This is a genomic window from Herbiconiux sp. (assembly GCF_023264855.1).
Classification (GTDB): Bacteria; Actinomycetota; Actinomycetes; order Actinomycetales; family Microbacteriaceae; genus Herbiconiux.
Genome location: NZ_JAHFUW010000035.1, coordinates 36875 through 46614 on the forward strand (window position 1 = coordinate 36875; position 9740 = coordinate 46614).

13 protein-coding genes are annotated in these 9740 nt (G+C 71.2%); 6 read left to right on the forward strand and 7 right to left on the reverse strand.

Annotation, left to right across the window (positions count from 1 at the left end; genetic code table 11):
* Positions 1 to 114: 114 nt before the first annotated feature.
* Both Q0D75_RS14200 and ppk2 read right to left on the reverse strand, forming a co-directional pair.
* On the reverse strand, positions 115 to 960 hold the full coding sequence (locus tag Q0D75_RS14200) for a hypothetical protein (protein WP_291054589.1): 846 nt from the start codon (positions 958 to 960) through the stop codon (positions 115 to 117).
* Positions 957 to 1877 carry a polyphosphate kinase 2 gene (ppk2, locus tag Q0D75_RS14205; protein WP_291054592.1) on the reverse strand — a complete coding sequence of 307 codons (921 nt, stop codon included), beginning with the start codon at positions 1875 to 1877 and terminating at the stop codon, positions 957 to 959. Before ppk2 ends, Q0D75_RS14200 begins: the two co-directional genes overlap by 4 nt.
* Positions 1878 to 2153: 276 nt before the next feature.
* Here ppk2 and Q0D75_RS14210 point away from each other — a divergent pair, with 276 nt between their 5' ends.
* The gene (locus Q0D75_RS14210; RefSeq protein WP_291054594.1) at positions 2154 to 3206 is read left to right on the forward strand and encodes a cell wall-binding repeat-containing protein; all 1053 of its coding nucleotides are present in this window, start codon (positions 2154 to 2156) and stop codon (positions 3204 to 3206) included.
* Positions 3207 to 3218: 12 nt separating this feature from the next.
* Here Q0D75_RS14210 and Q0D75_RS14215 read toward each other — a convergent pair whose 3' ends face one another.
* From Q0D75_RS14215 to Q0D75_RS14230, 4 genes are read right to left on the reverse strand one after another with little or no spacing between them, the layout of a single operon-like run.
* Entirely contained in the window at positions 3219 to 3572 is a 354-nt protein-coding gene (locus tag Q0D75_RS14215) for a CHY zinc finger protein (protein WP_291054597.1), read from the reverse strand.
* A gap of 3 nt (positions 3573 to 3575) precedes the next feature.
* Positions 3576 to 4172 carry an energy-coupling factor transporter transmembrane protein EcfT gene (locus Q0D75_RS14220; protein ID WP_291054601.1) on the reverse strand — a complete coding sequence of 199 codons (597 nt, stop codon included), beginning with the start codon at positions 4170 to 4172 and terminating at the stop codon, positions 3576 to 3578.
* The gene (locus Q0D75_RS14225) at positions 4166 to 4879 is read right to left on the reverse strand and encodes an ABC transporter ATP-binding protein (protein ID WP_291054604.1); all 714 of its coding nucleotides are present in this window, start codon (positions 4877 to 4879) and stop codon (positions 4166 to 4168) included. The genes Q0D75_RS14220 and Q0D75_RS14225 overlap by 7 nt, the downstream gene beginning before the upstream one ends.
* The gene (locus Q0D75_RS14230; RefSeq protein WP_291054606.1) at positions 4876 to 5592 is read right to left on the reverse strand and encodes a biotin transporter BioY; all 717 of its coding nucleotides are present in this window, start codon (positions 5590 to 5592) and stop codon (positions 4876 to 4878) included. Before Q0D75_RS14230 ends, Q0D75_RS14225 begins: the two co-directional genes overlap by 4 nt.
* A gap of 51 nt (positions 5593 to 5643) precedes the next feature.
* Here Q0D75_RS14230 and Q0D75_RS14235 point away from each other — a divergent pair, with 51 nt between their 5' ends.
* Positions 5644 to 6327, forward strand: coding sequence for a TetR family transcriptional regulator (locus tag Q0D75_RS14235; protein ID WP_291054609.1), 684 nt, complete (start codon positions 5644 to 5646; stop codon positions 6325 to 6327).
* 70 nt (positions 6328 to 6397) lie between these two features.
* On the forward strand, positions 6398 to 8311 hold the full coding sequence (locus tag Q0D75_RS14240) for a hypothetical protein (RefSeq protein ID WP_291054612.1): 1914 nt from the start codon (positions 6398 to 6400) through the stop codon (positions 8309 to 8311).
* Here the strand turns inward: Q0D75_RS14240 and Q0D75_RS14245 are convergent.
* Positions 8308 to 8496 carry a hypothetical protein gene (locus Q0D75_RS14245; protein WP_291054614.1) on the reverse strand — a complete coding sequence of 63 codons (189 nt, stop codon included), beginning with the start codon at positions 8494 to 8496 and terminating at the stop codon, positions 8308 to 8310. The genes Q0D75_RS14240 and Q0D75_RS14245 overlap by 4 nt on opposite strands.
* A gap of 102 nt (positions 8497 to 8598) precedes the next feature.
* On the opposite strand from Q0D75_RS14245, the gene Q0D75_RS14250 reads away from it, so the two are divergent.
* The 3 genes from Q0D75_RS14250 to Q0D75_RS14260 all read left to right on the forward strand — a co-directional run.
* Positions 8599 to 8880 (forward strand): metal-sensitive transcriptional regulator, encoded by a 282-nt coding sequence (locus Q0D75_RS14250; protein ID WP_291054617.1) that lies wholly within the window; start codon positions 8599 to 8601, stop codon positions 8878 to 8880.
* An 89-nt stretch (positions 8881 to 8969) separates the two neighbouring features.
* Positions 8970 to 9338 carry a cation transporter gene (locus Q0D75_RS14255; RefSeq protein ID WP_291054620.1) on the forward strand — a complete coding sequence of 123 codons (369 nt, stop codon included), beginning with the start codon at positions 8970 to 8972 and terminating at the stop codon, positions 9336 to 9338.
* A 5-nt stretch (positions 9339 to 9343) separates the two neighbouring features.
* The coding region (locus Q0D75_RS14260) for a heavy metal-associated domain-containing protein (protein ID WP_291054623.1) at positions 9344 to 9740 on the forward strand (397 nt) is incomplete at its 3' end.

The window sequence follows — 9740 nt, forward strand, 5'->3', positions numbered from 1 at the left end:
CCTCCCACCGCGACTTGCCATAACTTGTGGCAAGTCGCCTCTGAATACGGCAACTTCTGCGAAGTCGGCGCCCGTAGACGGCGACTTCTGCCAAGTCGTCGGCAGGCGTGCGGGTCAGGCAGGGGACGGATGCGCCAGGTGGGCGGTGAGGTCGCCCAGGGGGAGGCGCTTCCAGTTGATGACCGGGACTACGGGCTTATCGGGCTTCTGCGCCTTGCCGTCCTTGCTGCTCGTGCCCTCCTTCGGCGCGCGAAGGCCGATGGCCACGCTCGCGCGCACGGCGGGATCCAGCCGCAGGTCCGCGATCGCGAAGCGCGGTGCGGGTTCCTCTCTCAGGCTCTCGGCCGGGGCGGTGCCCGGTGCGCTCGGCGCAGGCGGCAGCGTCGCCGTGATCGCCCCCTCGCCGGAGGCGATCCGCACCTCCGCCGGGTCGAGCGTCAGCCCTCGGCCGTCGGCCTTCAGCGCGGCCTCCATCCGGGTCCAGTGCTGCACCGGCTCCCAGTTGCGCCCGGCAGGCCGCGCGGCGGGCGGGATGAGCGCACTCACCGCGGCCAGCCCGGCGGTCGTCGCATCCGCGGGTTCGACGTCGATGCCCACGGGTCCGCGCCACATCGCCGCCACGGCGACCCCCGCGGCGCAGTGCGCGATGCTCAGGCTGATCCGCCGGCCCTTGGCTGAGCGCAGCTCCGCCTCAGGCCGCCCGTGCGGCCCGCCGCACACGGCGCAGTGGGCGCTGACGACGATCTCGGCCGGCGAGAGCGCACCGTCGAGCAGCTCCGACGCCAGCATCCGGATGGCGGCCCGCCCCACCACGAACCGCCCGGCGGCGGACTCGTCCGCGGTCCCCGCGAACCGCTCGCGCTCCGGCGCGCTCAGCAGCGGCAGCAGCGCCTCCACCGCGTCGGGCGCGACGGCACCCGCCGAGAGCGGCGTCCACCGCACGTGCACCCGAGGAGTCATCGCAGGGGCCGGTGCTCGCCGCGCTCGTAGACGTCGACGGCCGATCCCACGATCGACGCGTCGGGCACCCCGGCGACCTCCGCATCCTTGTCGTCGTAGTCGAACAGGCTCAACACGTGCCGCATCGCCTCGATCCGGGCTCGCTTCTTGTCGTTGGACTTCACCACCGTCCAGGGTGCCGTCGCCGTGTCGGTCGCGGCGAACATGGCTTCCTTCGCATCCGTGTACCGCTGCCACTTGTCGAGCGACTCGAGGTCCATCGGCGAGAGCTTCCACTGCCGCACCGGGTCGACCATCCGGATGGCGAAGCGGGTGCGCTGCTCGTCGGCCGAGACCGAGAACCACAGTTTCACGAGGTCGATCCCGGATCCGGTCAGCATCGACTCGAACATCGGCACCTCGCGGATGAACTCGGCGTACTCCGCGTCGCTGCAGAAGCCCATCACGCGTTCGACGCCCGCCCGGTTGTACCAGGAGCGGTCGAAGAACACCATCTCGCCGGCGGCCGGCAGGTGCTTCACGTAGCGCTGGAAGTACCACTGCCCGGCCTCGCGCTCGGTGGGCTTCTCGAGCGCCACCACGCGGGCGCCGCGCGGATTCAGATGCTCCATGAAGCGCTTGATCGTGCCGCCCTTGCCCGCGGCGTCGCGCCCTTCGAACACCACCACGAGCCGGCGCCCGTCGCGCTTGATCCAGTTCTGCAGCTTCAGCAGCTCGATCTGCAGCAGCCGTTTGGTGCCCTCGTACTCGGTGCGGTCCATCCGCTGGTCGTAGGGGTAGCCCTCGCGCCAGGTGTCGACGGCGCTGCCGTCGGTGCGCACCAGCACGGGGTCGTCATCGTCGTCGTCGCGCACGCTGTAGCCGAGCAGGGAGTCCAACGCCGGGGGGACGGCCTGGCCGCCCGAGAGGATCGTCACGCCCCGCACAGTACCGCCCCCAGGCGAAGCGCAGGTGAACGGACGGGGTCGTCTCGCCGCGCCTGCGTCAAAGTGCTGCGAGGCCTCACCCCCGGGCCCCGATCAGCGGATGCGACGCTGCGCTGTGCGGTGGATCGAACCCGAAACGACCGGCCGCACAGCGCAGCGTTGCCACGAGAGTAGCGAGAAATGAATGGGACTCCCACTCCCATAACTTGGGACGAATCGTCCCAATGCTCGACGTAAAACGATGAATGCTCATGTAAGATTCCGCGCATGAGTCGCATGAGACGAAGTGCCGCCGCCGGACTCGTCTTGGCGCTCATCGCTGTGCTGTGGGGTGCGGGGGTGGCAGAGGCTGAACCCCCGGAAGGCGTCCGCGTCCAGCTCTGCCCTCTCAGTCCAACCATTCAGCCCAGTGTCGAGCGCATCGGCGGTGCCGATCGCTTCGAGGTCGCCGTCCATGCATCACAGCAGAGCTATCCAGACGGAGCGGACGTCGTCTTCCTCGCCTCCGGCTCGGGCTTCGCCGATGCCCTGTCGGGTTCGGCCGCCGCCGGGCACAAGGGCGGCCCGGTGCTCCTGGTCGCCAGAGACTCCGTGCCCTCGATCGTGACGGCCGAACTCCGGCGGCTCGCCCCGCGCGACATCGTCATCCTGGGTGGGTTGGCGACGATCTCCGCAGATCTCGAGAAATCTATCGGGGGCCTGGCCTCGAACATCACCCGGATCGACGGCGCCGATCGCTACGAGGTGTCTGCCACGCTCGCCGGGTGGGCCTTCGCCCCGAGCGACATCCTCTACGTCGCATCGGGTGAGAAGTACTCCGATGCCCTCTCGGCCAGCGCTGCCGCGGGAAACTGGGGTGTCCCGGTGATCCTCACGGCGCAGAGCAGTCTTCCGCCCGCCGTGCTGAGTTACATCCGAGACGATGCGGCGCTGGAGAACATCATCGTGGTCGGCGGGCCGGCGACCATCAGTGACTCCGTCGTCGAGACCCTGTCGCAGTTCGCGCCGGTCAGCCGAACCGGAGGGGCGGATCGCTTCGTCGTGTCCGCGGCGACATCGGCTCAGGCATTCTGCAAGGACTTGCCCACGGTCTATGTGGCATCGGGCGAGGTATTCGCCGACGCCCTCTCCGGCTCATCCTCGGCAATCGCTGCAGCCGGCCCGGTACTGCTGGTGACGCGAGACGGCATCCCCGATGCGGTCGCCTCCGAGCTTCGACGGCTGCAACCGCAGCAGATCAAGGTGCTCGGAGGGCCTGCCACGATCTCGCAGAGCGTGGTCGACGACCTCGCGAACTACCTCCGCCCCCAAGCTCACTGAGTCCGTACGCGTCTACGAGGCGTCTGCATCGAAGTAGAGGTGCGCGTGCAGCGAGCAGCCGGGGTTGAAGGGCGCGCGGCAGGCGGGGCAGCCGTCGCTGAGGCGGTACTCGGCAATGGTGAGTTCGGTGCCGCAGACCCCGCACAGCACTGCGAGCTCGTCGCGCGCCGAGGCCGGCCAGGTGCGCGACGGATGCCCCGCCGCCTCCTCGTGGCAGAGATGGCACGGGTAGTACGAGCCGCAGCAGGCGAACCGGATCGCGATCACGTCCAGCGGCGAGCGGTAGTGCACGCACCGCGTCTGCGCGTCGATGACCGGGCCGAGCACAGGAGGCCGCGAGGGGTCGCCGGGAGCGCGCTCGAGCATCCGCTACGCCACCCCTCGGGCGGTGAGCGCCTCGCCCAGGTCGTCGGCGTGCTTGAGCGACACCACCAGGAACGGGATCACGAACGCCCGCAGCCCTCCGCCGGCGCCGCGAGCCTTCTGCGCCTCGCGCACCCCCGACGCGAGCCGGATCAGCACCGGCACCGTCGTGATCGCCACCGCGAGCACGAGCGCCACCCGCGCCGGGTCGACCCCGAACCGCGCGAACGGCTGCAGTCCGCGTTCGAAGGCGTCGAGCAGATCCGCCACCCGCGCGGTCAGCACGAGCATCGCGGCGAGCAGGATGGCGGCCAGCACCCGCGAGGTGTTCGCGATCGCCGGCTCGGTCTGCAGAAAGAGCAGCTGCGCACCGAGCGTGATCACGATCACCCACCGCACGCTCACGATCTGCCGGCCGAGCTCGCGCAGACCGAGTCCGGTCACGAGATAGCCGAGCACCGTGACGGTGGCGGCGATCCCCGCGGCGAGGTAGGTCGAGGGCAGCAGCGACACCGCCAGGACCAGTACGAGCAGCACGAACGCCTTCGGGCCCGCGGGGGCACGGTGCATCCAGCCGGTTCCGGGGCGGTAGAGGGTCAGCACACGAGGCTCGCCTCGTAGCGGTCGATGACCTCGGTGGGCGAACCCACCGCGGTGAGCCGACCGTCGTCGAACAGCACGGCCACGTCGCACCGCGCCGCCAGCGCGAGGTCGTGCGTCACGAGAACCAGGCGGTGGGCCCGGTCGCCGGCCTGGTCTTTCCCGTCGCGCAGCAGGTGGTCGGCGATCAGCCTGCTGTTGCGGGCATCCAGATACGCGGTCGGCTCGTCGGCGATCACGAGCGCCGGCCGCCGGATGAGCGCCCCGCAGAGGGCGAGCAGCTGCTTCTGGCCGCCCGAGAGATCATGGGCCGGCCGGTCGGCCAGTTCGCTGAGCCCGAACTCCTCCAGGGCGGCGGATGCGCGCGCGGCGGCCTCGGCCTTGGGCAGCTTGTCGGCCCGCAGCGAGAACGCGGCGTCCTCCGCTACGGTCGGCATGATGATCTGCGCGTCCGGATTGCTGAACACGAACCCCACCGCTCGCCGCAGTTCCTTAGCCTGCCGGGACGGATCCAGGCCCAGCACCGACACGGCCCCCGTCGTGGGCGCGACCAGGCCACCGAGCAGCCGCGCGAAGGTGGACTTGCCCGATCCGTTGGCCCCGATCACCGCGATGCGCTGCTGGTCGAGCCGCACCGACACGTCGTCGAGGGCGAGGCGCTCGCCGAGGCGCACCGAGACGGCCTCGAGCAGGATCGGGGCGGAACTCATCGTTCGGGGGTGCCGGAGGAGACTCCGGGAGCGGTTCCGGATGCCGCGCCCGCGGTCGATTGCACGGCGGAGGCTCCGCCGGCCCCCACGAACCGGTCGGTGCGGAAGGCCCGCGGATAGGCCCGCTGCAGCGTCATCGTGATGACCACCGCGATCACGGCCTTCACCAGGTCGCCCGGAACGAACACGAGGCTCTGCAGTGCCGTCTCGGGCAGCGGGATGCGCGTGACGAGCGCCTGCACCGGCAGACCGAAGGCGTAGATCACGAGGATGCCGCCCACCAGCACGCCCAGAATGGTGCGCGCCCAGGTGAGGCGGCGCCGCCCGGCGTGCACGATCGCGCCGACGACGAAGGCCCCTGCGATCCAGCCCACGAGGTAGCCGGCGGTCGGGCCCACGAACACGCCTGCGCCGCCGTGGCCGCCCGCGAGCAGGGGCAGCCCGAGCGCGACCAGCGCGAGGAACACGACGAGCGCGATCGCCCCGCGCCAGGCGCCGAGGATGGCGCCGGCGAGCATCACGCCGAGGGTCTGCGCGGTGATCGGCACCGAGCCGAACACGGCGAAGCCGCCGGGCAGCCCGAGAACGGCGATGAAGGCGGCGAACACCGCGATCCGAGCGATGTCGGTGGCGTCGATCGCCAGGCGGGATACCGGGCGTGCCGATCGCCGGGGGGTGATCTCGGCCGGTGCGGCTGCGGGTTCGCTTGTCATCGTCGTCTCCTGAACGCTGTTCACCTGAACGGTGTTCACTATAGTGGTGACATGGCCTCGTCCGACAACCCCGGTGCGCGAAACGGTCGTCACACGCGTGACGACGTCGCCGAGGCCGCGCTGCGCATCCTCGACGACCACGGCCTGCCCGACCTCACGATGCGCCGCCTCGCCGCCGCCCTCGACGTGCAGCCGAGTGCGCTCTACTGGCACTTCCCGAACAAGCAGACGCTGCTGGCCGAGCTCGCCGACCGCATCGCGGATCGAGCGCGCCCGCGGCCCGATCCGGATGCCGACTGGGCGGCCCTCGCCCGGGCAGAGGCCTTCGGGCTGCGCGACGCGTTGCTGGCCTATCGCGACGGCGCCGAAGTGGTGTCGAGCAGCTTCGCGCTGGGTCTCGGCGCCTCGACGCCGCTGACCCGCCTGCGCGCCGCCCTCGAGCGCGGCTTCGACGCCGCGACCAGCGCGCGGGCCGCCGCCGCCCTGCTGCACTTCGTGCTCGGCCACGTCTCGCACGAGCAGCAGCGCCTGCAGTACGACAGCCTCGGCGTCGTGACGGCCCCCGACCCCGCGGTCGCCGATACGGGCGCCGACACCGCCGAGGCCTTCGCCTTCGGCGTCGACCTCCTCCTCGAGGGCCTGAGCCACACCACCCCCGCTTCCGCCGACCCGACCCCCGCCCCCGTCCCCACCTCCGCCGACCCGTCCTTCAGTACCGCTTCGGCCCCCGAATAACGGGATCACCTGACGGCTCGACGGGGCACGAAAGCCCTCGACACGCGGATGCCCGCGGATTAGCCTGGGCGTGCTCGACACCTCTCGCCCGGCATCCTCCCGGAAGGCCATCATGCGCCGTGCTCGGTCCGCTCTCGTCGCCCTGGTCGTCGTCGCGCTGCTGAGCGTGAGCGGATGCACCTCCTTTCCCTGGAGCAAGCCGGTCGCCTCGGCGGGACTCGACCTGACCCGCGAGCAGCTGCAGTCGGCCGGCATCACGATCGTGGCCGACGAGACGGCGGTTCCGGATGCGGCGACCTCCCTGACGGTGACCGAGATCCAGGCCGACCGCATGATCGCCGAGGCGGCGGCGGGCGTCGGCCGCACCGGCGCCGAGCTCGACGCCATCGCGCCCGTCGACCCGAGCTATCCGCGGATGAGCTACCTGCTCGCCGCCTATCTCAGCGCCGACGATCTGCCGGGCGAGCATCCTGGAGCCGACCTCGCCCGCGGCCTCTACGCCGCGAACGACGAGCGGCCCGAGCCGACGGACTGGACCCACCCCGAGTCGATCGTGTTCCCGATGGCCGTCGTGGCCCTGTTCGTGCAAGACCTGATGACCGCCGCCACGGCCGAAGGCTCGTTCGAGGCCCAGGATCCGGCCGACGAGGGCGCCGGGCCGAGTGCACCGCCGGGAGCGACGGATGCGGCCCGGAGCGCGGTCGAGCCCGCCTCGTTCCGCCTCGCCGAGGCTGCGCCGCAGGCATCCGCCGACATCATCGATTCCCCCTGCAGCACCGTCACGGGCTTCATCTCGAAGACCATCCAGGCCGTGTTCGACGTCTTGCGCGTCATCCCGGGCGAGATCTCGAAGATCAGCCCGCTCGGCATCTTCGGCGTGCTGCTCAGCGCGCTCGTGAACCACGCGATCGGTCTCGCGCAGGGCGTGGTGGAAGGCCTGGTCTCGGTGGTCACCGCGCCCGTGCTGAACGCCCTGCGGATCGGCCTGTCGGGCCTCGGCACGGCCTCGCTGGTGCTGAGCTACTTCACCAACGAGCGGCTCGTGGTGAAACCGGGGCCCGCCGATCACACCGCCTTCTCGATCGATCCGGATCCCGGAACGAAGGGCACCTTCACCGCCAGCACGCTCTCGCTCACGAAAGACTGGCCCGCGGCCCTGGTGGACTGCGCGAACGTGAGCGGGGCGAGCATCCCGCCGCTGATCAAGGCGGGCGACCCCGCCACCTGGACGATCCGGTCGGGCGTGACGTTGATCGCGCTCGAGAACACCGAGACGAAGATCCTGGCCGACAAGACGGCCGTCGTCGAGTTCACGACCGGGCATGAGGATGCCGAGACCGCGAAGGGGCCCGAGATCACGGAGGCCGCCCGGGTGAGCGTGACGGTGCCGCGCAAGGAGGTGGGCGACTTTCTCGACCTCGCCGCCAAGCAGGTCGAGAACGTGAAGAAGGACATCCTGGCGAAGGTGCCGTCGTTCCTGCAGAGCGCGGCGTCGGCCGTGCTGAACGCGGCGATCGACCCGGTGGTGGCGAGCGTGCGGGGCTCGCTCGAGGAGGTGGCGGGGGAGACCGCCATCCTGAACCTCAAGGGCGACGGGATGGTGTGGGTCACCCATCACGAGCCCAAGGAACCGGATCCGGAGCCGGAGCCGGGTGCCGATCCCGATCCGGCCCCGGACGGCGAGGGGGACTTCTGCACGCAGTTCGACGAGCAGGCGGCGATCGGGGCCGCGTCGCTGCCCGGGGCGGCCGATCCGTTCAGCTGGGCGGCCGGGTTCGCGGCGGGCCTGCACTCGATCACGGCGACCCCGCCGGCCGAGCTCGCCGGCGACTTCGGCACGGTCGTCGCCTTCTACGACATCGCCGCCACCAGCAGCTTCGGCGATGCCCAGGCGCTGGCCGACTTCGTCGACTCGCACGACATCGACGGCGCCCGCGTGCGCCTCTGGGCGGCCTGCGGCGCAACGCAGATCGACGGTTTCTAGCTGTCGGAGCGGCCGGCCAGGCGACGGATCCAGGCGCGGAAGCGCGCGGTCTGGCCGTCGGTGTACTCGTTCGAGAGGCGGAGGGTCTCCTCGCCGAGATCGCCGCCGTGCAGGATGGAGTCGAGCGCCTGCAGCGCGCGCTCCTCCTGGGCTTCGGCCCGTCGCATCCGCTCGTCGTCGTCCATCGGGCTCAGCCTACGTCGCAGCCCTCGTTGCACGATACCCAGTAGGGGTATAATCTATACCCACAGGGGGTACATCTCGGCCCCGACCAGTGGAGGAATCTCGTGCACGGATACGTCGACGACAAAGACGCGTTGCTGAAGCGCCTGCGCCGGGCCGAGGGGCAGGTGCGCGGCATCGCCCGCATGATCGAGGAAGACGCCTACTGCATCGACGTGCTCACCCAGGTGTCGGCCGCCACGAAGGCGCTCGAGACGGTCGCGCTCGCGCTGCTCGACGACCACCTCACGCACTGCGTCGCCGAAGCGGGAGCCCAGGGCGGGGTGGTGGCCGAGGAGAAGATCCGCGAGGCGTCGGCCGCGATCGCGCGCCTCGTGCGCTCCTGAGCGCCTCGCGCCCGCACCCAGCCCGAATCAGCCGACAGCGCGTCGCGGAGCCTCATTCCCGTGCCCTGCGCCAGACGAACAGGACCATCATGACTGAGCCCATCCGCCCCGACCTCGGCCTCGTCGCGCGCGACGGGAGTGCCTGCGGCTGCGCCTCGCACGCCGAACCCGCCGGCACCGCCGCCCAGGTGCAGCCCGCCCCTCCGGGCCGAATCCCTCTGGGCCGAACCCCTGCGGAGGGGCCCGCCGTCGACTATCTCGTCACGGGGATGACCTGTGAGCACTGCGTCGCCAGCGTCACCGAAGAGGTGTCGGCGATCGACGGCGTCGATGGGGTGACGGTGCGGCTGAATGTCGGAGGAGAGTCGCTCGTGTCGGTGCGCGGGGCGGCCGCGGCGAATCGTGCCGCGGTGTCCGCCGCCATCGACGAAGCCGGATACGCGCTGGCCGGGGAGTGACGGCCATGCCGCGCGAGCCCCGATCCGTCGCCCCGCCCTCTCCCTCGCCCTCGACCCCTCTCGCACCCGCACCCTCGCCTGCCACCGCTATCGCCACCGCGCCCGCACCCGCCCCCGAGGTCGAGCTCGTCATCGGCGGCATGACCTGCGCGTCCTGCGCCAATCGCATCGAGCGCAAGCTCAACCGCCTCCCGGGCGTCGAGGCCTCGGTGAACTACGCCACCGAGAAGGCGCGCATCCGCTCGGCTCCGGATGCCACGGGCGCACTCCCCGACTCCGCCGCCCTGATCGCCGTGGTCGAGTCCGCCGGCTACCGCGCCACCGCCGCGCTACGCCCCGCCGCCGCGCAGTCCACCCGCGCCCACCTTCCGCTCACGGCGCCGCCGCAGGCACTCGCCCCCG

What these genes read in the sequence shown, in the direction of transcription:
- Q0D75_RS14200 (WP_291054589.1), bottom strand. Translation starts at nt 960, where the DNA reads ATGACTCCTCGGGTGCACGTGCGGTGGACGCCGCTCTCGGCGGGTGCC.
- Q0D75_RS14210 (WP_291054594.1), top strand. Translation starts at nt 2,154, where the DNA reads ATGAGTCGCATGAGACGAAGTGCCGCCGCCGGACTCGTCTTGGCGCTC.
- Q0D75_RS14215 (WP_291054597.1), bottom strand. Translation starts at nt 3,572, where the DNA reads ATGCTCGAGCGCGCTCCCGGCGACCCCTCGCGGCCTCCTGTGCTCGGC.
- Q0D75_RS14225 (WP_291054604.1), bottom strand. Translation starts at nt 4,879, where the DNA reads ATGAGTTCCGCCCCGATCCTGCTCGAGGCCGTCTCGGTGCGCCTCGGC.
- Q0D75_RS14230 (WP_291054606.1), bottom strand. Translation starts at nt 5,592, where the DNA reads ATGACAAGCGAACCCGCAGCCGCACCGGCCGAGATCACCCCCCGGCGA.
- Q0D75_RS14235 (WP_291054609.1), top strand. Translation starts at nt 5,644, where the DNA reads ATGGCCTCGTCCGACAACCCCGGTGCGCGAAACGGTCGTCACACGCGT.
- Q0D75_RS14245 (WP_291054614.1), bottom strand. Translation starts at nt 8,496, where the DNA reads ATGGACGACGACGAGCGGATGCGACGGGCCGAAGCCCAGGAGGAGCGC.
- Q0D75_RS14255 (WP_291054620.1), top strand. Translation starts at nt 8,970, where the DNA reads ATGACTGAGCCCATCCGCCCCGACCTCGGCCTCGTCGCGCGCGACGGG.